This is a genomic window from Microcoleus sp. Pol12B4, from assembly GCF_036701385.1.
Lineage (GTDB): Bacteria > Cyanobacteriota > Cyanobacteriia > Cyanobacteriales > Microcoleaceae > Microcoleus.
Window position 1 is genome coordinate 1 of sequence record NZ_JAUBQR010000099.1, and the last position, 22,116, is coordinate 22,116.

Annotated in this window: 19 protein-coding genes and 3 pseudogenes; 13 read left to right on the forward strand and 9 right to left on the reverse strand. The window is 45.3% G+C overall.

Translation table 11 applies throughout. The annotated features are described in order from the left end of the window. The first annotated feature begins 125 nt into the window (after nt 1-125). Nucleotides 126-299 carry a hypothetical protein gene (locus tag QUA38_RS29365; RefSeq protein WP_445305060.1) on the forward strand — a complete coding sequence of 58 codons (174 nt, stop codon included), beginning with the start codon at nt 126-128 and terminating at the stop codon, nt 297-299. A 1,477-nt stretch (nt 300-1,776) separates the two neighbouring features. Here the strand turns inward: QUA38_RS29365 and QUA38_RS15015 are convergent. Further along, nucleotides 1,777-3,003 (reverse strand): HetZ-related protein, encoded by a 1,227-nt coding sequence (locus tag QUA38_RS15015; RefSeq protein ID WP_333163024.1) that lies wholly within the window; start codon nt 3,001-3,003, stop codon nt 1,777-1,779. A gap of 563 nt (nt 3,004-3,566) precedes the next feature. Beyond that, on the reverse strand, nt 3,567-4,022 hold the full coding sequence (dtd, locus tag QUA38_RS15020) for a D-aminoacyl-tRNA deacylase (protein WP_333163026.1): 456 nt from the start codon (nt 4,020-4,022) through the stop codon (nt 3,567-3,569). A 175-nt stretch (nt 4,023-4,197) separates the two neighbouring features. On the opposite strand from dtd, the gene QUA38_RS15025 reads away from it, so the two are divergent. Further along, nucleotides 4,198-4,371, forward strand: a complete 174-nt coding sequence (locus tag QUA38_RS15025; RefSeq protein WP_333163028.1) for a hypothetical protein — start codon at nt 4,198-4,200, stop codon at nt 4,369-4,371. 57 nt (nt 4,372-4,428) lie between these two features. Here QUA38_RS15025 and QUA38_RS15030 read toward each other — a convergent pair whose 3' ends face one another. Then, complete coding sequence (locus QUA38_RS15030; RefSeq protein WP_333163030.1) at nt 4,429-9,222, reverse strand: CHAT domain-containing protein; 4,794 nt, start codon at nt 9,220-9,222, stop codon at nt 4,429-4,431. Nucleotides 9,223-9,303: 81 nt separating this feature from the next. Here QUA38_RS15030 and rnhA point away from each other — a divergent pair, with 81 nt between their 5' ends. The 4 genes and pseudogenes from rnhA (at nt 9,304) to QUA38_RS15050 (ending at nt 14,062) form a co-directional block, all read left to right on the forward strand. Beyond that, complete coding sequence (rnhA, locus tag QUA38_RS15035) at nt 9,304-10,209, forward strand: ribonuclease HI (RefSeq protein WP_333163032.1); 906 nt, start codon at nt 9,304-9,306, stop codon at nt 10,207-10,209. Between the two features lie 724 nt (nt 10,210-10,933). Then, nucleotides 10,934-11,668 (forward strand): annotated as a pseudogene (locus QUA38_RS15040) (DUF72 domain-containing protein). A gap of 407 nt (nt 11,669-12,075) precedes the next feature. Next, a complete protein-coding gene (locus tag QUA38_RS15045) occupies nt 12,076-12,480 on the forward strand; it encodes a hypothetical protein (RefSeq protein ID WP_333074757.1) in 405 nt (134 codons plus the stop codon). 496 nt (nt 12,481-12,976) lie between these two features. Next, nucleotides 12,977-14,062 (forward strand): transposase, encoded by a 1,086-nt coding sequence (locus tag QUA38_RS15050; RefSeq protein WP_333163034.1) that lies wholly within the window; start codon nt 12,977-12,979, stop codon nt 14,060-14,062. 458 nt (nt 14,063-14,520) lie between these two features. On the opposite strand, the gene QUA38_RS15055 is transcribed toward QUA38_RS15050, so the two are convergent. After that, nucleotides 14,521-14,886: a DOPA 4,5-dioxygenase family protein gene (locus QUA38_RS15055; RefSeq protein ID WP_333163036.1), complete on the reverse strand. Its 366-nt coding sequence runs from the start codon at nt 14,884-14,886 to the stop codon at nt 14,521-14,523. A gap of 401 nt (nt 14,887-15,287) precedes the next feature. Here QUA38_RS15055 and QUA38_RS29370 point away from each other — a divergent pair, with 401 nt between their 5' ends. Then, the gene (locus tag QUA38_RS29370; protein WP_445305059.1) at nt 15,288-15,713 is read left to right on the forward strand and encodes a helix-turn-helix domain-containing protein; all 426 of its coding nucleotides are present in this window, start codon (nt 15,288-15,290) and stop codon (nt 15,711-15,713) included. Next, nucleotides 15,602-16,189, forward strand: a complete 588-nt coding sequence (locus QUA38_RS15060) for an IS630 family transposase (protein WP_445305061.1) — start codon at nt 15,602-15,604, stop codon at nt 16,187-16,189. The genes QUA38_RS29370 and QUA38_RS15060 overlap by 112 nt, the downstream gene beginning before the upstream one ends. Before the next feature lie 30 nt (nt 16,190-16,219). Here the strand turns inward: QUA38_RS15060 and QUA38_RS15065 are convergent, their stop codons facing one another. The 3 genes from QUA38_RS15065 to QUA38_RS15075 all read right to left on the reverse strand — a co-directional run bounded on the left by QUA38_RS15065 (nt 16,220) and on the right by QUA38_RS15075 (nt 17,698). Further along, nucleotides 16,220-16,771, reverse strand: a complete 552-nt coding sequence (locus tag QUA38_RS15065; RefSeq protein ID WP_333163039.1) for an IS630 family transposase — start codon at nt 16,769-16,771, stop codon at nt 16,220-16,222. Between the two features lie 9 nt (nt 16,772-16,780). Continuing rightward, a complete protein-coding gene (locus QUA38_RS15070) occupies nt 16,781-16,999 on the reverse strand; it encodes a hypothetical protein (RefSeq protein WP_333163041.1) in 219 nt (72 codons plus the stop codon). Between the two features lie 318 nt (nt 17,000-17,317). Continuing rightward, nucleotides 17,318-17,698, reverse strand: coding sequence for a hypothetical protein (locus tag QUA38_RS15075; protein WP_333163043.1), 381 nt, complete (start codon nt 17,696-17,698; stop codon nt 17,318-17,320). Nucleotides 17,699-17,870: 172 nt separating this feature from the next. Here QUA38_RS15075 and QUA38_RS15080 point away from each other — a divergent pair, with 172 nt between their 5' ends. Beyond that, nucleotides 17,871-18,443 (forward strand): hypothetical protein, encoded by a 573-nt coding sequence (locus QUA38_RS15080; RefSeq protein ID WP_333163044.1) that lies wholly within the window; start codon nt 17,871-17,873, stop codon nt 18,441-18,443. Between the two features lie 5 nt (nt 18,444-18,448). Here the strand turns inward: QUA38_RS15080 and QUA38_RS15085 are convergent, their stop codons facing one another. Continuing rightward, complete coding sequence (locus QUA38_RS15085) at nt 18,449-18,655, reverse strand: hypothetical protein (protein WP_333163046.1); 207 nt, start codon at nt 18,653-18,655, stop codon at nt 18,449-18,451. Between the two features lie 121 nt (nt 18,656-18,776). Here QUA38_RS15085 and QUA38_RS15090 point away from each other — a divergent pair, with 121 nt between their 5' ends. The 4 genes and pseudogenes from QUA38_RS15090 to blaOXA all read left to right on the forward strand — a co-directional run bounded on the left by QUA38_RS15090 (nt 18,777) and on the right by blaOXA (nt 21,758). Then, entirely contained in the window at nt 18,777-19,565 is a 789-nt protein-coding gene (locus tag QUA38_RS15090) for a HipA family kinase (protein WP_333163048.1), read from the forward strand. Then, on the forward strand, nt 19,543-20,007 hold the full coding sequence (locus tag QUA38_RS15095) for a DUF3037 domain-containing protein (RefSeq protein ID WP_333163049.1): 465 nt from the start codon (nt 19,543-19,545) through the stop codon (nt 20,005-20,007). Before QUA38_RS15090 ends, QUA38_RS15095 begins: the two co-directional genes overlap by 23 nt. Nucleotides 20,008-20,322: 315 nt before the next feature. Then, entirely contained in the window at nt 20,323-20,736 is a 414-nt protein-coding gene (locus tag QUA38_RS15100; RefSeq protein WP_333163051.1) for an MAPEG family protein, read from the forward strand. 149 nt (nt 20,737-20,885) lie between these two features. Continuing rightward, nucleotides 20,886-21,758: pseudogene (gene blaOXA / locus QUA38_RS15105) on the forward strand (class D beta-lactamase). A 164-nt stretch (nt 21,759-21,922) separates the two neighbouring features. Here blaOXA and QUA38_RS15110 read toward each other — a convergent pair. Then, nucleotides 21,923-22,116: pseudogene (locus QUA38_RS15110) on the reverse strand (protein phosphatase); the annotation flags it as partial.

Consider the following 22,116-nt stretch of genomic DNA (forward strand, 5'->3'; position numbering starts at 1 on the left):
ATGTTTCCAAATAGTTTTTGGCTCACGGTTGGCAGCGGTCAAGCGTTGAACGATAAATATTACTGGGGATAAGTGACCTACTAAGAGCGATCCGCAACACGCGCCTCAAAGAATGTGTCGATATTATCCGCGCCCTTTGGGCAGGAGAAACCGTCACCCATCACGGTTTAGTGTGGGTAGAAGATGCAAAACTCTATACCCGGCCGGAAATTCTCCCATTAATTATCGGCGCGTCAGTTACCCCAGAAACCGTAGAATGGTTGGGCAGTTGGATTAAATACTACTTCTCGCCCACCTGAAAAGTTAAAAGAAGTCGTCCATGCGTTTCGTCGCGGTGGCGGAGAAGGGAAACCAATGATTTTGAAAGTGCAGATTTCCTATGACAGTAATGCAAAGAAAGCACTACAAGGCGCTCACGATTAATGGCGTAGTAACATCTTCAGAAGCAAAATGTTGACCGACCTGATAACACCAGATCAATTTGATGCTAGCGGGGAGTTTGTGAAAGCAGAGGAGTTATATCAACACGTCTGAATCTCGGCAGACCAAGAGCAGCATATTGAGTGGTTGCAAAAAGATAGTGAATTGGGGTTTTATGAACTAATTTTGCACAACGTTAACCGATAACAAGAGCAGTTTATTGAGGTGTTTGGCAAAAAAATTGTGTCAGCGCTGACAAAAAGTTGATGGTGGAAAATCTGTAGGTAGATGCGATCGCCCTTATGATGGATACTGGTTCAAAAATGAATTATGGTTTTGAGCAGCACTAGCAGGAAGTTATTTCGTAGCTTCCTCATTATTAGATAGTGGTTCGATCTGACCGTGATCCACTAAACCTTGATTAATTAGCGCCGTAGCACTCCCTCGACGGAGTAACTCGGTTGCATCAAGTAATGGAATAGAATTAATTCCAAACTGATTCTTTGCTAATTTTTTACTAGACAAGGCTTGTAGCCCATAGTTTTATGTAATTAATTGTGTCCTACTACTTACCAATTTTTAATCATCATCGACAAAGCCACAAAAGTGTCACTCCTCTTATCTCATAACGTCCAAGCAAGAATAACCTCAGCCAAGTGATTTATTGCTGTTCATACAAGGATCGGTTTTTTTACCCAACGAATATCTGGATTTCGTCGATTTCGCTTACTTTGGGTATCGTTTCAATTGCCTCAGTTTCAAATAATCGTTTCCCTGTTTCTTTGAGCCAGGGGATGACGCTATTGTGGGTCATACCAGTACAACGCTCAATTTGTCTTGCGGCCCCATGCCATTACAGTATATTGCTTAAGCAAATTTGTTTGGCCTCCTTGGGATCTCCCGGCTCACTATAGGTTTCGACACACTATTGCATTGCTTAAATGGATCACACTGTTCTCAGTCTTGATTTCCATTTTTAAGTACATCTTTACCCTGGCATTTAGGGCATTGCATTTTTGAACTTTAAACAACTTTCCCTTTGTTCTACTACTCCCTATGTTTAAATTTAATTATAAATATATGCAATGTCGCCTCTTCGGCGAGCAATTTCCTATAACTAATTACTAATAAATAATGAATAACAAAAACAAATTCCCCGGCCTAACCAGGGAATAAAACATATTAAAAAAATAATGTTGTTTTAATAAATTGAATATGCCAAAAAGCGGCGATAAGTTAGTAGCAGCCCTTGTTGATTTGAGAGTGGACGCCGGGGCGGGCATTCCTGTGCAGGTGCCGCACCCGATCGCATTTTCCAGTCTCAAGAAAACAGTTGCATTCATATTTGAGTACCAATTAAGCTTGGCTGCTGTTGCGAGTCTGGCTTGCCAGCTCCAACAGTTGCGCCCAGCGTTTTTGGACTTGTTTGGGAGTGCATTTGAGTGCGGTGGCGATCGCCTTGTCGCTTTCTTGATTCCGCTTCATTTCTAACATTTGCTGCATTTCGGGCGCAAGTTGAGCGCGAAATGCTTCCCATTTGTCCGAAGTCATTCCCAGCTTTTGATCGACATCAGCACCCAGCCATTCGTGAACAAGTTTCCAATTTTGAGTGCGGGCAAATTTTTCGACGTGGTACTTAAACCGCTGTTGCAAGTAGTCGCGCTGGCGGGAAGACAAACCCAGCACGCGGTCAATTTCCGAAGCCGAAAGGTCTTGCAATTTTAAAGTTAAGTAATTCACGCATTCTGGCTGATTTTGCGATTCCAGATAGGCGATCAATTCCGAGACTACTCGATCGCGCAGCACAGCATCAGCCGGATCGACAGTTTCCGATACCATTTGCTCACGCACTTGTTGCAACGCCGGAGAGCGGCTGTACATTTCCGCTTCTTCTCCCTTGCCGGATTCTACAGCCATTTCAATGTCGATCGCAGTTTCCGGAGGCTGGCCCTTGGCAAATCCTTGAGCGCGCAACACGATCAGGCGTTGGCGGTTGCGGCCGGGCAAACCAATTTGGCGCTTGGCGTAGTGTTCGGTAAAAGCCATGTACTCAGCTAATTCTAGCTGCGTGCGGGGCTGGTAGGTGACATCGAGTTGGTGTTCGCGGCGGAAAGCTCGCAGAGATTCGATGTAAAAGCCTTGCAAAAAGTCTTCAATCATGTTGTAGCGAGCTTGGAAGTTCAAGTTCGATCGGAAAGAAGCAACATGGCGGTAAATCATAGCCGCGAGGTGAGAATGCAGTTCGACGCGGCCTTGTTTGGAACCGAGGCGGTAGTATTGCAGGGTTTTTTGCAACCGGTGCTCGGCCAAGGTGATTTGCCAAGCTTCTACTTCGCCGGAAATTTGGATGCGATCGCTTTTTTGGCAAATCCGTTCAACTTCCTTAGCAATCCGCATCGCCACTGTTTGAGCGCTGCGGCTGGCAGTTTTCATTTCGGCTTGCAATTCTTTAAGGGCGAAGTTAGCCAAAGCGAGGATATCGATGCTGGGAACAGTATTGATTTCAGCGGTTTGTTCCGGAATGCAGTTGAGGTCAGAAGCGGTGTTGCAGTTGACGGTGTTGGTGGCAGCTTTGACAGTCATGGCGTTTATCGGGTGGTAGGGCACAGTGGGTGTGCGAGGACATTTCTCCGAGAGTGAGGTGGCAGTTGCTGGCGGTTTCGCTTGCTGTGCTGATTCAACTCTCTATACATTGAATGTTACGGAAGTAGAGATAACCGCAGTGAGGCCAGTGTTCCACTCTCTCATGCAACAGTTTTTGGCTGCTGAATCTGATTCTAAGCGCTGACTGTGAAAGATTGGTTTTATTGCCATCAAAGCCTTACTATACAAGCATTCTGAGCTGTTAGTCGTGTGGGGCGATCGCGAAAAAGATTGACGGTGTTCCGGGGCCGCTGAGTGGACGATTTACAAACTGGTTTTTTAAGGGTTTGAGGTTCTGGAATCGGGATGGGAGAAAATGTAGCGAAAACCCATGTCTTCTGAACCTACGCAACCGCAGTTAGGAAACCCGGTCGATCTGCAAATTTGCTCTTAGTAAAACGCGCAACGGCTTTTTTTGAACGAACCGCGAAGACGCAAAGGACACGAAGGAATATAAGAAAAGTAGGGTGCGGTGCGGTGAACAGAGAGGCCTGTCAACCAACTCACCCCGATTCTTTCTCTAATATCAAAGTCACCGGCCCGTCATTCTCGATCGAGACTTGCATCATCGCTCCAAACAAGCCTGTTTCAACTTTTAAGCCGCTCTGGCGCAACTTTTCGACAAATTTCTCATAAAGAATTTCGGCTCGTTCAGGAGCCGCTGCTCGATCAAAGGAAGGTCGCCGACCTTTGCGACAGTCGCCGTAGAGCGTAAACTGACTGACTACCAGCAACTCGCCACCGAGGTCTTGTACGGACTTGTCCCAGCGCCCGGTATCCGTGGCAGAGTCGGGAAACAAACGCAATTCTACGCATTTGCGAGCCATCCAATCGAGTTCTGCTTCGGTGTCGGTGTCTGCAATACCTACAAGCAAGTTAAGTCCGCGGCCAATTTTGCCGACAATTTGACCTTCTATTTCGACTTGAGATGATTTTACTCGCTGGATGATGACTCGCATAGACTTGCTTTTTGGTAGCGTCTTAGGATTATTTGAACAGCAGCGCAATGGAGGTGTCGCTATGAAAAGGGCAACGGTCCGATACACCGATGTCGGCAAAGTCCAACAACAATTATGGTCGAAGTAAGAAATTCAGGGTTAATACATCTTCTTTTTGCCTAAATATTGTTCATAAATGAATCCAATTGAATGGGAGTGGGAATATATCAAAAAAAATCAACTAGCCGGAAAAATGTTTGAGGATGAATTAGATCTCGCTTATGCTGTAATTTATGGGGTAGAAGTTAGAGCCGAAAAAGGAAAGTATACTACAGAACCTGTTAAATTTAACTCCCATCAGGTTACTTAAGCCTTCGTTACATAGTTGTAAATATTTCCCCCGACTTACTTAATCACTAATCACCAATCACCAAGGACTCCCAATCATCACAAAAGCCGACCAATAATAAGGATGCGACAACTTTAAATCCGCAAACCCTTGCAGCGAAGCCGGCAACTCCACCCCCTCACCCCGACTCAAACCCCGCAGTCTGCCACCCTCCAAACGCACATCTCCCCGCAACATCGCAATTTGCGCTTGTCGCAGCGCTGCCCCCTTAATTCGCGCCGTCTTCAACTGCTGGTAAAACTCACTCATCAATCCCAAAGTACCTTCATCACTCACGTACCATAAACTTCCCAAAGCCGTTTGCACCCCCGCTTGCAGCGCCAAACCCCCGAAACCCAACTCCGCCTGTGCATCTCCCACCGCAGTCCGACAAGCACTTAAAACTAACATATTCACCTGCGGATCATTCAATCTCAAATCCCGCAATTGATCCAGTCGCAGCCGACTATTCCACAACTGAATAAAAGAATTATTCGGTGCTCCAGGTCGAAATTCGCCGTGAGTAGCTAAGTGAATAATGCCAAAAGGCCGGCTTTGATGCTGTCGCTTCAAATTCTCCAAAGTGAAATCCTCATTTAAAAAACTAACTCCCGGCCACTCTCGGGAAATAGCTGCTATTTCAGCAGGAACTGCAGGCAAAGGATTCAACTCGGAAAATTCCGAGGCACCCATTGCTAAAACTTGAGAATTTCTGAGATCGACATAGCGAGTCTCTGTCAAATTAATGCTGGGCATCAGGCTGAGATTGTACTTTTCCACCAAAAATTGCTGTCCGTCGTGCAAAGCAGCAAAGGGCATACCTCTCAAACCTCGATCGACAACAAAGGAAATAGTATCCGTTTCGCAGTTTTTCAAACTGTCCTCTAAAGGCGCAATTATCCACTTATAAAGCTGTTGGGAAGATGGTAGATAACTCGTAGTAGCCCGCACCCCCGGTTTGGTAATCTCATCCCTGAACTGAGTGACAACTTTCAGCAGTTCTGTCCGATTCGCAGCCGGCACACTTTTGTGAACCACTTCACCGCAAGAAGTGATCAGCATTAAATTTAATTTCTCGGGCTGCGAGAATAGATAAATTAAGCTGGGTTTTGTGCCGGTTTGTGCGCCCACGGATGCTAACTTTGTTTTAATTTCCTCTGGGGATACCAACTCGTCACTGATGTTTATCCCTAAATATTCCCCAAATTCTTGGCTGAAAGATTTGTCCAGCAGAGACAAAGCTGCCGATATTTTTCCTGCCTCCAAATTCCTGCCGATGTCACCGCGAAATGCTGACTGAATAACTGAATCTCTGATATTTGAATTGAGAAAATTTCTCATTTCTCTGGGAGAGTGCATTCTTTCGGGGGGCATCCTTTCTCCGGGTTTTCCTATATCTCGCGATATTCTGTTTTGGTTCTGCCGCTGTTCGCGACTAAAGGGTTGGTTGCGATCGGGAAAAACCCGGTTTCTATCTAAGGGAAATCTACCGCTTGGCGATGGTGGCGGAGGATTTGTACCAGGTTGATTTGTACCGGGTTGATTTGTACCGGGTTGATTTGTAACGGGTTGATTTATACCGGGTTGATTTATACCGGGTTGATTTATACCGGGTTGATTTATACCAGGTTGATTTATACCGGGTTGATTTGTACCGGGTTGATTTGTACCGGGTTGATTTGTACCGGGTTGATTTGTGGTGACGATCGCACTATTGCCTTGAGTGTAAGAATTTATGAAAGATCGGCCCTGAGTAATCGTACCCACAGGATTACTGGCGATCGCCCCAGCAGTACCGTTAGTCGTCGCATTTCCCACCGAAAAAGCCGTCGGCGGATTCACATCGCCCCCGCCGTGGCGGATCGTAACTGTACCGGGTTGAGTGTCGCCAAGAGTCGAGATGCTAACAGGAGTGCCGTTTTGGTCAAAAGTACCCGTCACTCGAACTAAACCCGGAGTTGCGATCTCAACATTACCGCCCGTAGCATTGATCGATGCAACACTGATATTATTTTGAGCGTTAAGATTTACTGTAGAAGTGCGATCGGCACTAACAACAGGATTAACATTTATTCGCCCAATTGCGATTTCGTTCCCCGCTAAAATTCCGACACTTTCGGCAGCACTTACATTACCAGTGCTAACAGTTCCCCTGCTGCTAGTGACATCAACGGCAACTCCCTGCAAATCCCCTGAATTCACATCGAGCGGCGCAGTTAAATTGACATTTTCTGTTGTAGCATCCGTATTGCCAATATTAATACTTCCAGAATTGCTAGTTACATTAACTCCAACTCCTCGCAAATCCCCTGAATTGACATCCAGCGGTGCTGTTAAATTGACAATATTTTCGGTTGCTGTAGCGCTTCCAATATCCATACTTCCCGAAGAGCTATTTACATTAACTCTTGTTCCCAGCAAATTCCCCGAATTTACATTTCCCGATCCTATTATATTAATATTCCCAATAGATGTAGTATTACCGATCGCAATATTTCCACGATCGCTCTTGAGTTCCACTGCTCCCCCCAGCAAACTCCCTGAATTTAAGTTGCTGGTCGCTCTCAAAGCAATCGTAGCATCCGGAGCATTGATCGAATCAACACTAATATTATTTAGGGCGTCCAGATTGACTAGGGGAATGATGGGATTAACTGGATTTGTGAATACAGGATTAACAGTTATTTCCCTTGTGCTGATGTCCTGTCCGGCTACAATTCTGGCATCTCCCGAAGTAGCGATCGCACCCGTATTAACACTTCCATTGCTGCTGCTAGCATTGACAGTCGCAGCGGTGAGATTGCCTACCGTTAAGTCTCTAAAAGCTGTCAAATTGATATTCTCGGTTGCTGTAATATTGACAGGTGTAGTATTAGGCACAATGGTATTGGCATCAGTCAAAACCCCCAATGCCCCGGAGTTACTGGTAATATCAACATTAGATCCCTGCAAAGTCCCAAAATTCACATTGCCAAAAGCTCTGAGTTCGAGCGCCCCGGAATTCCCAGTATCGATCGATCCTGTGACGATATTACCCCGATCAGTATTCAGACTAATACTGCCGTTGATATCATCACGAGAAATGTCACTTGTCAAGATAATATTGTCATTAGCTTGAATATTAATTGTCGAACTAGACGTTAATCTGCCCCCAACTAGCACTCCTGCTTCCCTACTTTCTAGATTAATTTGACCGCCGTTAATATCTCTAGTTGCGATACTTCCCGGCGCTGAAAAAATTACCGGCCCACCGACAGAAATATTTTCAACAGAAATCAAATTGCTTGATAAAAGTGGATTTGTAAAGATTGAATTTTCACCTAAACTATTACTAACAGGATTTAGCAGATTTGCCACTCCCGCCCGCAAAATTAAGGCGGGACTGCTGGTTAAAATAGCAATATCTGGATCGTCGGGATTTACATTTTCCCTACCCAATGCAATATCAGGGCCGGTAATTGTAATATCCTCGGCAACAATGCTCCCCTTCGCCTCGACTTTCAGCGAAACACCAGTATAATCTCCAAAGAAAACATCTCCTTCCGCACTGATAATCGGGTCAAATAAACTGACAAAGTTTCCCGGCATTCCCGACAAATTGCGAATCAAAAAATTGCCACCAGAAACAAAGTGAGAATCCCCCGAAATAAGACCGTTGCTAACCAAACTCAAATTGCCGCCGCTTTGGAATTGCGGGGGAAGAGATAAGCCGCCGATCGCATTTTGAGTGAGAATATCAATAGTGCGATCGGCCTGAATGTATAAATTCCCCCCAGCCTCCGCCAAAAAAGGCTTCTGGGCGCTGTCCCTGACCCGCACCGCATCCCCACCCAGCAAACTCAAATCCCCCGTAGTTTGCAGCCTAGCGCCCGCTAACGTGAGATTTTCCGCAGCCCATAAATTCGCACTTCCCGCATTCAACTGCGGAAACCCAGACGCATTAGCAGCAATCGCCACATCCCCAGAATTTACCTGCAAACCAGAACCCACAAGCCTCACAGAACCGTCATCAGCAACCGCAACACCAGCCGCCTGATTTTGCCCCGTACCTGTCAGCAACTGCGGCAAAGAAATAGGATTCAAAGTCTGTTGAGAATTACCCACATTCCCGCCAGTTGCTATTTCCAAACTCAACAAATGCCCCGGTTGACTAATGCGGATAACCTGATATCCCCCAACAGCAGCAACAGTAATTTGCCCGCCCGCAGCCGACAACTGCCCGGTACTAACAACCGTACCGCCAAGCAAAGCCAAATTTTGCCCCGGAGTCACAGCTAAATTGCCAGCATTAACAATACTTCCCGGTACACCCGCACTAAAATAAAAAGCATTTGGCGTACCCACCAAGGTGCTAAAATTATTTGTACCCGCAGCATTAAACCAATTATTACCAAAACCGACACCAGTAGCAGTAGTTGCAGTGAAAGCCGCCGGCACATTCAAACTCGCGTTCGGGCCAAACACAATCCCCGCAGGATTAATTAGAAAAAGATTAGAATTGCCGCCCGTGACAGTAATTAAACCGTTAATTAGCGAAGCGTCCCCGCCAGCAATTCGAGCTAATATATTCTGAATAGCCGAATTAGTCAGAAAATTAGCAATTTGACCTTGATTCAAGCCAAACTGCCCAAAACTGTGAAAAAGATTCGCGCCGTCTCCCGAGAAACTGCCGCCGTTGATATCATAGCGGTTGCCGCTGGGGGTGACAACAGTACCCGTACCGTCAGCAGCAGGCACTATGGGCTGTGCTTGCGCGAAAGTATTAAAAATTAACAAAGAAAAGGGACAAATAAATAGCGCAACCTTTTTAATCTTTAAGTTGGCATTTTTCATAGCAGCAAGTAAAACTATCGCAATTGCCTTAATTATCGCACTTGCAAACAACTTACCTCTAAATAACAAATTAATTCGCTCATGACAACTCCCAAAATCAAAAGCCTCTACACAGACGGTGCTTGTTCCGGCAACCCAGGCCCAGGCGGCTGGGGTGCAGTAGTTTGTTTCGCCGACGGTAACTGTCACGAACTCGGAGGTGGAGACCCCCAAACTACTAACAACCGCATGGAAATGCAGGCGGCAGTCGCTGCGCTGGAATTTTTTGCCAATTCCGGTCAAACCGAACCAGTCACCGTTTACACCGACAGCGAATACGTTAAAAACGGCATCACCAAATGGATTCAAGGCTGGAAAAATAAAGGCTGGAAAACCTCAACGGGCAAAGATGTTGTCAACCAAGACCTCTGGCATCTGCTAGACAAGCTGAATTCCCGGCAAATCAAGTGGGAACACGTCCGCGGCCACTCCGGGGACTTCTACAACGACAGATGCGATGAAATCGCCCGCAGCTTCTCGCACAATCTCACTCCCGAACTGCAACAGCAGAAACCAACTGTAGGCGAGGCCGGGGCGGGATCGGGGGCATCGCCCCTACACTTTGACAACACAATTGTTTCGGAAGAAACGGACGCAACTGGTAACAAAACGATAGAATCCTATGTCATAACTTCTGACCTTCCGATCTCCAACTCTACCATGATGGATTCAACTGCCGATACCCTGGAGAACTTGCCCCGCGAGGTGAGGGTTCAAGACCTCCGCAATCTGATCGAAACGTTGCACATCGCCGACGAGGTTGCTACGAAAGGCTACTTGATTACCAGTTCTGAACTGGCTGATTTGATGGATGTAAATGCCAGCGCTGTCACCAGTCGTGGAGACAACTGGGTTTGGCGAAATTGGGTAGTTTCGCGGGTGCGGCGCGAAGGCAACCAAATTCTCTGGCAATTAGAGAGAATCGACCACGTTAGTACCACTGATTAGTGGTTAGTCATGAGTTATTAGTTGATTAATGACTGATGACTAATGACTGTCTCAAAGCAAGATTGGGCCAAATTCCGTAGGGACACAACATTGTTGTGTCCTTTTAGTCATCAGTCATCAGTCATTAAATTTGAATGGTAGGCATTCACTCTCCTATATTGAAAACCATCTGCGTTGCATCTGCGCTTTCCCTATTAGGGAACATCTCATATTTGTAAAAATACTTCTTCTGCCTCCTGACTCTTGTTTCCAGGCTCCTAGCTCCTAACTCCTAACTCCAATTTCTAGCTTGGCTGCATGAAAAAGTAAGATACTATCCCCTATTAGACATCTCCAACAATTAAACTAGGAGTGCGATCGCTTCCATATTATCAAAGAATTGTCGCTTCACTTTCATGAGTCAACTTGGGGAACATATAAAAAAAATCCCTCATAAACCACCAGGCTATTATATCTAGGCTATGACTAACTCAAGCGGCTAATTACTCATACTGAAAATCTCCATAACCAGCAAAAAAAAATCAACATAGAAAAGCCTGAAACTATCCCCTAAAGCAGTCAAATCAGGCTCAGCGTTTAAAGGAGTCCTTAAGAGTTCAACTTGCTCTTTCTATTTTTAGCTAATTTCTATTTTTAGCTAATTGATGTTGTAGTGCGGTAGCTATGCCAGCCGACTAAACTTAAATTCAAACACAAACACAATCTGCATAGGAGTAAAAAGGCGATGAGTGTTCATATTGGCACTTCAGGTTGGAGTTACGACCACTGGGAAGGTGTGCTTTATCCCCACCACCTACCGCCGCGCTCTAGGCTAGATTGCTATATCCAGCACTATCAAACCGTCGAAGTTAATAGCACCTACTACCGCTGGCCACCCAACACTACCTTCGCTAGCTGGCGAGAGCGTCTCCCCGAAGGATTTCTGATGACCGTAAAAGCGCCGCGTGGTCTAACGCACTCTAAGCGTCTTTACTCGCCCGAAAAGTGGTTGGAACGGATGAGTGAGGGACTTCAATGCTTGGGTTCACGATTGGGTATTCTGCTCGTCCAGCTCCCTCCCCAGTTTGGCTGCGACTCGGCCCGCCTAGCTTACTTTCTAGAACAGGTGCCCCCCTGGATCAAAGTAGCTGTTGAATTCCGACACCCAACCTAGCACACAGAAGAGGTATTTTCGCTGCTGGAACGCTCTGGAGCGGCTTACTGTGTGATGAGCGGGGCCCAGCTTCCGTGTATCCTGCGTGTAACGGGGTCATTCGTCTATGTACGCCTGCACGGCCCAGACCCCAACAATCTCTACGGCGGCTCCTACTCGGATGATAATTTGTATTGGTGGACCGATCGCATCCATGAGTGGGAAAGTCAGGGGCGAAGTGTGTTCGTCTACTTCAACAACGACGGAGAGGGAAATGCAGTGAGGAACGCTTCTAAGCTCAAAAGTTTTGTGGAAAACCGTACTTAATGAGCGGCAAAGATTGACCATTCTTTTAGGCGCATTAATAAAAAACGCTTCGTAGTTCCTAAATTTGAATGAGTTCGCTTGTAAACCCTATTTGTCCGACTCGGCAGCATAAACTCAATATTTCTAGCTTTTGTGCCAGCTTTAGATAACGCTTTGTTTCGTACATTCCCGTCACGAAGTCCAACCGCGATACTACACTAACAATACGCTTATTTGGCGATCGCTAAAACTGTTGTGAGCTAAAAACCTTTTCGGAGTTTTCTATTTTTTCCTGATTTACTTAGGCTAAGAAAGTAAATGGATGCAGGTTTAGGATTAATGGTGTAGAGCGAGTGGTGGTCTATTACTCGGTTGAGTAAAAGAAATTTCGATAGAAAGCACATAGAGTGAGATTAAGGAGATTAGTCATGGCAAGGCGATTAACCGCATCGGGTTATATTTCTGGAGTTGATGATGAGACATTCGGGTCGAATGAGTATGGCAATGCTTCTCTCGTTCGGGAAACTATCCTCTCTGATTCCGTACCTCAAAATGTTCTATCTCTGGAGTGTCGATGGGGAGGAGAGTGCCGCGTTGAACTTACTTTAGTTGCTCAGGCATTGGATAATGGAGATGTCCGAGTCAATGGAACTGCTAAACTTTTTGAAGGAACCAGCGAAAGTACAGGCGATCTGGATGGCCAGAGAGATTTTGTTGTTTTGGTTCCGCGCGGTAAGAATGCTTCCCATTCTGAAAGGGTTAATAATGATGATGAGGGCGGAGATTATGCTGACATCACAGTTACATTTAACAACGCCATTGTTGAAGATTGAGCTGTGGTAGGCTAGACGCTTCTAGCTCATACCGTCGGACAGCTTGGTGAGAGCCCGGCTTATTACTAAGTCGGGCAATTACCAATAGCCAACGGCTATTGGTAATGACGCAACTACGTGATACGTTAATTGAACTCCAAAGCAAGTTAACGAATGAAAGTTAGCTTACCCCCAACTGCCATGATGTGTCTCAAATCTCCAATTAACGGCATCACTCGTCAGGTTAATTCCTTTAGCGGCCATACAACCGCCAAACATTGCCCAAAAACCAGGGAGTGCACCCTGACAGGTGTAGGTTTTTTACGACGGGGTAGTATGAAGTCAATTAAACCAGGCGAAAATAAGGGTGATTAAACGAAACACGTGGCTGCGGGAAAAACCTCTATGGTCAAAAATAAGCATCTCAAGGATTGGTCATGTATCGTGTCCAAACAAATGCCTCACCTGTCCATACCTCAAGCGATTGGCTTAGCGACTTGGAGCTGGGCGTGCAGTCATGACCAAATCTAGTAGCTTAACCCAAGTTTCGCATTTGATTGCCCAGCTCAACGGAGAAAAGCCGAATACAGTCCGTCAGCGATTAAAAGAATGGTATCAAGAAGCCCCAGCTAAAAAAGGACTTCATCGTCGTGAGTTGGATGTGAGTGGTTGTTTTGCTCCATTAATGTTGTGGGTGCTAAGTTTACTGCCGAAAAATGTTGAGGATATTGCCTTGGCATTGGATGCCACTAGCATCGGAGATAAATTTACAGTTCTGTCGATGAACATCTTATTGGGTGGGTCGGAAATTCCTGTAGCTTGGTGTATTGTCGGCGCCACAGAGCCAGGAAGTTGGAAACCTCATTGGCAAAAACTGATTTCTCAGGTTCAAGGTGTGATTCCGGCAAACTTTAGGGTGATAGTTGCGGCTGACCGAGGGTTGTATGCTGATTGGCTATATCAATTGATTGAAAGTGTGGGCTGGCATCCATTTCTGCGTATCAACCATCAAGGAACTTATCGTCTGCCCTCTCAACAGACATGGCAGCCACTGGCACATCTAGTTCGTCAAGGTGGACAATCGTGGTCTGCCGAAGTCGTGTGTTTTAAAACTCATCCTCTGTCTTGTACACTCCTAGCTCGTTGGGATCTAGACTACAAAGACCCGTGGTTGATTCTGACAGACTTCAAACCGGAAGAAGCAAACATTCTTTGGTATGGACTACGTTCTTGTACCGAATGTGTGTACCGCGATCTCAAATCAGATGGCTGGCAATGGCATCATACCCGTTTACTCTTACCACAACGAGCCGAACGAATGTGGTTAGTGCTGGCTGTTGCCACTTTGTGGATGGTGAGCCGGGGTGGCACTTACGAAAATCAATCACTTGCCTCAAATTTTCAACAACTTCCCCCTGGACATATTGCTTTAAATCAGCCGATGAGCCTCAAAAAACAGCGTCATTTGTCTTGTTTTCTTCTCGGCTTTGTGACTCTGATGGCTAATCTACTCAACAATATTCCGATACATCTTGAGCGTTGGAGATCCTTCTCTCAAACTCCTGTGGATGCCTTTTATGCTTATAACTCCTCCTCGTTGTAAAAAACCTACACCTGTCAGAGTGCACCCCCTCCCGCTGAACAAATAGCTGCAATGCCTAGAGCTACTCCGGCAGCAATCGCACAATCTTTAGCATCGTTCCAACCTTGCTCTGCAACATCATTAGGTAGGGAATTGTTACAAAAACTTTATGCTTAGTCCACCTCGGAAAGCGGGATGAATTGATGTATCCTCAACTCAGGTACACCATCAAAACTGCCTATTTGAAATTCTCTGGTAGCTATACTTTACTTGGTAGAAGAGCTTTTCTTTTTAAGACTTCCCATAAAAGACCTTTGTATCGGGAAGAACTGCCATAAAAAACCATAGTTTTTAGCGCCATATCCCGATCTAAAGCTTGGGGTACTGCATCCCCATCGATCGGGTGTTGGCAACCAGAGCGCTAGCATGGGAGCTCACGGTGATGACAAAAGAACTGCTACTTTTTACGGAGCGATCGCTCAGAAACTCGCGTTGGCTGTTCTAGGCCGCAGAACTTCGAGATTCAGCTCTAGTTTTTCTCCCAGCCACAAAGAATGTTTCGTATGGTCTGCCAGATCATCCCCTGTTTCGGGATGGACGAGAATATCTAATCCCTCGCGATGCAGCATTAACCAAGGAAGGACTTTTCCAAATTGAGAGGGTAAAAATGCAATTTGATACATCGCTTGGGAGTGGGGACCAATGGGTTTGTCATGCCAACGCCCTAGCTGCACCTCAAAGTGAGTCAATCCTTCGCGTACACGCGCTGCAACATCGCGATTATCAGGGTTGAAGTAAATATGTGCGTGAAAACCAACAATTTCGATAGTGTCTTCTTTCATCATTTTTAGTGGGGTATTGAGCGGACATCTGCACAAAACGGCTGTTAATTTCAAGCTAACTTGGTGAACGCCACTTAAGAGGTGTGGCTTGCGGGCAGACAAGAGGCAGCGATGGCTCCGCCCCGGCTGACGCCTAGCCACTCTTCGGGATTTGGGGCATGGCGCGCGTGTTGGGATTTGGGTTGGGTTATCCCATAATTGGGGTGTTGGTGGCGATCTGCAACAAGTTTGGTAATATAGCCTTTCTCAGGTAGATGAGGTACAATAACAGCAGTGAGTAAACCAATTCCAGAAGTCTGGCTCCTCAACTTGCTCAAAGGCTCTCGTTATTGCTTCGGACAATGCTTTATACAGCGGATTGCAGGTAAATAGAGTACACTCAAGGGAGTGCATCAAAGGGGATAATGAAAGCATACTCCATCGACTTCAGAGAAAAAATAGTCAAAGCCTACGAACAAGGTAACACCTCGATCAGAAAAATAGCGTCAAGATTCGACGTGAGCAAAAGCTTGGTACAGAAACTGCTTGAGATGAAGAGAAGCCAAGGTCATGTGGAACCAAAAAAACAGGGTGGAGGGATGAAGAGTGAGTTGTACGGTTATGGACCCCAAATAGCTGAGATGGTTGAAAAATACCCCGACGCCACTTTATCTGAATACTGTGAGTATTGGGTAGAAACTCATAATCAAGGGGTAAGCACCAGTACGATGTGTCGCGCATTGCAAAAACAAAAGCTGACACTAAAAAAAAGACACTACGCAGCAGTCAGGCAGCAAAGGAAAGAGTCCAAAAGCTCAGATGCGAGTATGGGGAGCAAGTCAAGGATATAGAGCCAGAAAACTTGGTGTTCTTGGATGAAATGGGTGTTTTATTGGGTTTAACACGAACCCATGCCAGAAGTCCTTATGGTCAAAGAGTATATGACCTAAAACCGTTTTATCGAGGAGCAAAGGTGACAGTCATTGGAGCAGTAAGCTTAAAACAAGTTGTGGCTGTTATGACCTTAAACGCTTCAATGGATGGAAACGCATTTGAAGTTTTTATTGCAAAGTGTTTGCTTCCTAAACTATGGCCTGGTGCTGTAGTTGTTATGGATAATGTCCCAGCCCATAAAATTGCTGCAATCGAACCTTTGATTCAATCGGTAGGCGCAAGTATTCTTTACCAATCACCCTATTCACCAGATTTTAATCCCATTGAACATTGGTGGTCACAACTCAAAGCATTTTTACGCCAGTTTTCTCCAACTACAACAAAAATGGTTGATAATCTTATCGCTACCGCACGCTTATTTAGTCGAGCCTAAACATTTGCGAAACTGGTTTACTAACTGCTGCTACTGTACCTCATAAACCTGCAATCCGCTGTAAGTTGTCGCACCCAAAGTACGGAGAATGCTTTTAACCTTAGACCAGAAATTTTCAATTGGGGAGAAGTCTGGAGAGTAGGGAGGTAGAAATATTAACCTTGCCCCGGCTTTTTTAATGGCTTTTTCTATTTCTTCCCCTTTGTGGATGCCATAGTTATCCATTAATACACAAGCACCTTTCCAGAGTTGGGGAACGAGTTTTCTGATAATAAAAGCCTCGAAGGTAATGCCATCTATTGAGCCTACTAAATTCACCGATGCCAGAACTTTTTTGACAGATATTGCTCCCAATATCGATACATTTTTGCCACGTCTATTTGGTTTTTCTCCCCTCGCTCTTGAACCTTTTAATGAGCGGGCATACAACCTAACCATAGCCAGATTCACCCCCGACTCATCAATAAAAATTAAGTTTTTTACGTTCAGGTTGTTCACTTGTTTCCAGAACTCATATCGGAGGTTTTGAACTCTTTCACTGCACTTGGGCTGACGGAAAGAGCGTTTTTTTTTGAAAGTCATGTTCAACCGTTAGGTCATTCTTCCCATTGTGGCTCGGCTGACAGTAACACCAATTTTTTCGTGGAGTAATTCGCAGAGTTCTTCGAGAGTAGCATCGTTATTTGTATCAATCAATTGGGCTAAAATTACCAGGTGTTTGGAACTCAGTTTCAGTGGGCCAGAACATTGATGAGTTTGAGGAGAAATATCTTGGGTTTGACGGGGACAGTTTGAGTAATTTTTGCACAAAGCTCAGAGCAACGCAAAACCGCTTGGCTAGTTGTCTTTGGGAAATGGGTTCAGTTTCGTAAACATTAATTATTTTTTGCCGAAAGTCAACAGAGTAAAATTTCATTTTTGATTGATGTCTGATATTTTTTGTCATCTTTCGAGCGACTACATTAGCCCAATCAACTACACTAGGCCGATCGACTGCGGGTCAACCCTGATTCCTGTCCAGGCGGGGCGCATACTCACCGATTGAATTATAACGAACTGATTTTTGTTATTTTATATTTTTCAGTCAATTCGGCTTGGTCACTTTGTACCTCATCTACCTGAGAGAGGCTATAGATTAGTCATGGTGACAAGAGAATCCGCCAAGGTTGACACTCGCTTCCTTCCCGAACTTATGTTAACGGTGAATAAAAACTCGCACAAAATCTCTGCTTTCTTACCCATTCTAGCACTGGCTTTTGTTCTAACCCCTGCACTAGCTGGGATAATTGAGCCAACATCTCTTTTCTGTTGGTTGTTTCGCCCAGAAAAGCTATAACTCAAACAAACCTGCATCACGGAGTCGGACAATTGGATAGGAGGATGAACAAGTTCTTTGCGTTGGGAATATCGCGTACAAACAAATATAGCTTGGGGATTCTTGGACGCGGAGAAAAACCCTGCGAAGATACCACCATTGATGGTGTCTTCGCTGTAATATAGGGGCGGCATCCCGCAACCTAAAAACTGATTTCTAAGACCCAACGGGAGAATCTAGCGAGCAAAAGTCATCCGACTATTTCCTGCCTAAAAGTACAAAATAAATCAGTAGACTGGCGAAGCATATTCAGATAACAGCAGAATTAAATAAATATTTACAGATATTAAGGAGGAAGAGCACTTAATGGGAAAGTTAAACAGTTCAAAGTTGGTCGCACTACTAATTGGCACAGCAGTCATTTTTTTGATTTTTGTAACCTCAGTTAGCGCTCAAGCGAAACTCACAGAGCGCTCGAAATTAGCAATTAATGGAATAGGGCCAATTCGGGTAGGTATGACAGTTGATGAAGCGTCAAAAGCAGGTGGGATTAGATTAATTAGAAGTGGGAGTGGTGGTATTGACGAATATCTGTGTTCCTACGTCCAACCAAAAGGAGAGCCTAAAGGAATTAGCTTTATGATAACAAACGGTCGCATTGCCAGAGTGGATATTAGCAGCAAGCTCATTACCACCATCAGTGGAGCTAGAATCGGGGATAATGAAAACAGAATTTTATCTTTATATCCCGACCAAATTAAAGCAACTCCTCATCCTTATGTAAGCCACCCACCTGACAATGGAAAATATCTAACTTTCGTACCTAAAGATGCGGCTGACAAAAACTACCGCATAATTTTTGAGACTAGCAAAAATCGTGTAGAGAGGTTCCGTTCGGGTAAACTTCCTGAAGTTGAGTATATAGAAGGCTGTTCATAATAGGCTCAAAAAACTCTTAATCCTGTGACATCTACCTCAACAGCAGACACCATTTTGGGTTCCATCCCGTACAAATCATTCAGAACAAGCTTGGCATTGGGAAACACGAAATACTCCGTCAGCGTGCCGATGCGGTAATTGAAGGCTTTGTAGCCGATCGTCCAATCCTTAAAATCTTGCTTTCGATCGCCTGCAATAGCCAACAGATGCAAAAATAATTAGAGACTACTTAACATCAGTCGCAGTTAAAAGAAAGAATCCAACTGTAAGCCCGTGCTCCAAACCCTCATAAAATGAGTGATTTCCCATCGAAAATCTCAAATCGAAAATAGCATGAGTCCCAACTTGCGAACAGTCATTGCTACCAGGTATGTCACTCCCTTGCGCGAAGGCGGATCGCTGCCGGCGATCGTCGAAGCAGATGATGATGGTATGTACGTGCTCAAATTTCGCGGTGCCGGTCAAGGAGCCAAATCTCTGATCGCGGAGCTAGTGGCGGGAGAGATTGCTCGCGCCTCCGGGCTCCCAATCCCCGAACTTGTCTTTGTTCAACTCGATCCCGAACTGGCTCGCACTGAGCCTGACCCGGAAATTCAAGATTTGATCCGAGCAAGTGCTGGCCTCAACCTCGCCCTCGACTATCTCCCGGGCTCCATCACTTTTGACCCGATAGCGGGGAAGTCCGAGGCGGATCTGGCCTCAGAAATCGTCTGGTTCGATGCTTTCGTGACCAACATCGATCGCACGCCGCGCAATGCAAATATGCTGGTATGGCACCGCCGGCTTTGGCTGATCGATCACGGTGCGGCCCTCTACTTCCACCATACCTGGAAAGAGTATCTCTCGCGCAGCCGCGATAGTTTCCCCCCAATCAAAGACCACGTTCTGCTGCGTTTTGCCAGTACGCTGGAAGCGGCAAATTCAAAGATGACTAAAACGCTAACCCCGGACATCATTCGCAACATTGTTAAACTAATTCCTGATACTTGGCTGGTGGGAGATTCTCCTTTCAGCGATAGCAACGAACATCGGAATGCTTATATCGAGTACCTGCTAAATCGGCTAGAATCACCACATATTTTTTTGGAGGAAGCGATTAGTGCCCGATCGATTTCTTTATGATTATGCCATTATCCGCGTCGTTCCCAAAGTTGAGCGCGAGGAGTTTATCAACGTGGGGGCGATCGTTTCCTGCGGTACAAAAAAATTCCTCGAAGCCCGTATCGAAATTGATGAACAGCGCTTGATGGCGATCGACTCAACGTTGGATCTGGAAATGATTCGCAATCACCTAGCAGTCATTCCCATCATTTGTGCAGGCGGCAAGGACTCTGGCGCGATCGGTCAACTTCCCCACAGAGAGCGCTTTCACTGGCTCGTAGCACCCCGTAGTACGATCGTTCAGACATCGCGGGTACACACTGGTTTTTGCCAGAATCTACCGGGTGCGATCGAACACTTGCTCGATACAATGGTGCGATCGTCTTGTCGAAAACCATCTGTAAACGCTCGGTTGCTAGCGGCTGGAATTGACACTCAGGAGATGCGATCGCACTCTAGTTAGCGTCAGCTTGTCGGTTAGAGGCTGCTTTGAGCTTAGTAGGCGCTCTATCCATTTCGGAAAACACTCAGAATATCCGAATTATTCATATCTCTCTTCTCGACATCTGCGTGAATCTGGGTCAATCTCTTGTCATCTGCGGTTTATACATTCTCTTTCTTTTACCGCCGATGAGTGCAGATTAATACAGATGAATTAGATCAATTCCGGTTACACCGTCGGTGAGCGTTGACTGTTGGCTGGATTTGACAATTCCCATGCTACAGGATTTGATATAACTTTTCTAAAGTCTTAACCACAGTTTCGCAAGGTAGCAAGATGATGCACAGTGAACCGACAAATATGACTTTCCCTCTCTGGGGTTTAGCAATTTTCATTTTGTGGACGATCGCAGTTGTTGTTATGCTGCTAACAGTCAGGATTCGGCATCTATCTGCGGGCGGATCTGTAAAAGATTTCGGCACACAGAACGATGACAGCTTGCTTTGGCGACTATTTAGAGTACAATCCAACTTGATAGAAAACTTGCCTTTGTATTTAGGAGTTGTTTTTCTTCTAACCGTTAGGGGTGTTTCAGGAACAGCAGTAGATTTGCTGATTGTTGTGTACATCCTATTTCGGCTTGTACATTCAGTGATTCACATCGCTGGCCTCGATCCGAAGTTTCGACTATTGAGCTTAGCGATTCAGTTAAGCTGCTTGGTCGCCTTAACTTTTATGGCAGTTTTATAGTTAAGGATTTAGGCAATTAGCACATATATTGTAGGGTGCCTGAGCAGCAAACTCTAATTGTTTTGTACACAGCCTCAGTCTGACGCACCTTGCAAGTTGATCGCCCCTGTAACATTACTAACTGTGGTTTGGCTAAGTTATTGAAGTTTATGAACCGAATATATCGTGCGATAGCTGTTATTTTCATTGTATTAGGCTGCATTATTTCAGTTTTAGTTCAGCCACAGCAATCAGCCTTAACCATGCCACCTCTAGTGCCAAAATCTTCACCTCGCGGAGGAGATTTGGCTCAGACAATTAATTTTGGACGGCACTTTCAAGAGCTATGAGTGGAAGGTTCGATCGCGATTTACGATTTGAATAGCAATCGGCTTTATCAACACAACCCGCAGCGTAACGCCACAGCTTTTTTACCCGCATCTACATTTAAGATTCTCAACTCTCTGATTTCCTTAGAAACAGGGGTAATTTCAGATGAGCTTGCCGTTCTAACTTGGGATGGAATTCAAAGGCAAATTTCCGGATGGAATCGAGACTTGAATATGAGAGAAGCCATAAAACTTTCCGCCGTTTGGTTTTACCAAGTTCTCGCCCGCCGAGTGGGACACGAACAAATGCAAAAATGGGTAGCTAAAGTCGGTTATGGCAACCAAAAAATCGGTAACAAAGACGATATTGACAAATTTTGGTTAGAGGGAGAACTGCGAATCACACCCAACGAGCAAATTCAATTTCTCCGCCGTCTTTACAAAAATGACTTACCCTTTTCTGAGCGATCGCTGTCTCTGGTTAAAGACATCATAGTTGTCGAAAAAACTCCCGATTATATCATTAGAGCAAAGACAGGCTGGGTAAGCTTTGGAGAACAAACCGGGCAGGAAATTGGCTGGTATGTAGGTTATTTAGAGAATAATAAAAATGTTTACTTTTTTGCTACAAACATTAACATCCGCAACAATAATGACGCATCCGCAAGAATCGAGTTAACGCGCCGTTGCTTTAAGGATCTTGCGCTGCTGTAAGTGCATTATTTGTTCTGTAATATTCGCAAAAACGCCAGGGGATAGGCTAAGGGTGACAGCCAAAACACTCATTTGTGCGATGCCTGAGTTCGATCGTAGGAAGCTGAGTCTTTTAAATCTTTTAGGAGTTACTCAATTGGCACATATATATAGTTGGTATAGTGCTATATATCATTTCTCGCAGCAAGGCGACAATCATCTAATAGAGCATTAAGTTCTTCAACCACTAGCCAGGGGTTTCGACCTTTCAAACAAGCTACGATCGCTGCTTCATAGGGATTTCTGCCGGTTTTTTTTACTGCTGCGATCGCCTGTTTGTTAGACAATCCCCGCCCGCTGACCAACCAAGCAGCCCAAA

Coding starts and splice junctions, on each gene's coding strand:
- QUA38_RS15015 (WP_333163024.1), bottom strand. CDS start 3,003: ATGACTGTCAAAGCTGCCACCAACACCGTCAACTGCAACACCGCTTCT.
- dtd (WP_333163026.1), bottom strand. CDS start 4,022: ATGCGAGTCATCATCCAGCGAGTAAAATCATCTCAAGTCGAAATAGAA.
- QUA38_RS15025 (WP_333163028.1), top strand. CDS start 4,198: ATGAATCCAATTGAATGGGAGTGGGAATATATCAAAAAAAATCAACTA.
- QUA38_RS15030 (WP_333163030.1), bottom strand. CDS start 9,222: ATGAAAAATGCCAACTTAAAGATTAAAAAGGTTGCGCTATTTATTTGT.
- rnhA (WP_333163032.1), top strand. CDS start 9,304: ATGACAACTCCCAAAATCAAAAGCCTCTACACAGACGGTGCTTGTTCC.
- QUA38_RS15045 (WP_333074757.1), top strand. CDS start 12,076: ATGGCAAGGCGATTAACCGCATCGGGTTATATTTCTGGAGTTGATGAT.
- QUA38_RS15050 (WP_333163034.1), top strand. CDS start 12,977: ATGACCAAATCTAGTAGCTTAACCCAAGTTTCGCATTTGATTGCCCAG.
- QUA38_RS15055 (WP_333163036.1), bottom strand. CDS start 14,886: ATGATGAAAGAAGACACTATCGAAATTGTTGGTTTTCACGCACATATT.
- QUA38_RS29370 (WP_445305059.1), top strand. CDS start 15,288: ATGAAAGCATACTCCATCGACTTCAGAGAAAAAATAGTCAAAGCCTAC.
- QUA38_RS15065 (WP_333163039.1), bottom strand. CDS start 16,771: ATGACTTTCAAAAAAAAACGCTCTTTCCGTCAGCCCAAGTGCAGTGAA.
- QUA38_RS15075 (WP_333163043.1), bottom strand. CDS start 17,698: ATGCCGCCCCTATATTACAGCGAAGACACCATCAATGGTGGTATCTTC.
- QUA38_RS15080 (WP_333163044.1), top strand. CDS start 17,871: ATGGGAAAGTTAAACAGTTCAAAGTTGGTCGCACTACTAATTGGCACA.
- QUA38_RS15090 (WP_333163048.1), top strand. CDS start 18,777: ATGAGTCCCAACTTGCGAACAGTCATTGCTACCAGGTATGTCACTCCC.
- QUA38_RS15100 (WP_333163051.1), top strand. CDS start 20,323: ATGATGCACAGTGAACCGACAAATATGACTTTCCCTCTCTGGGGTTTA.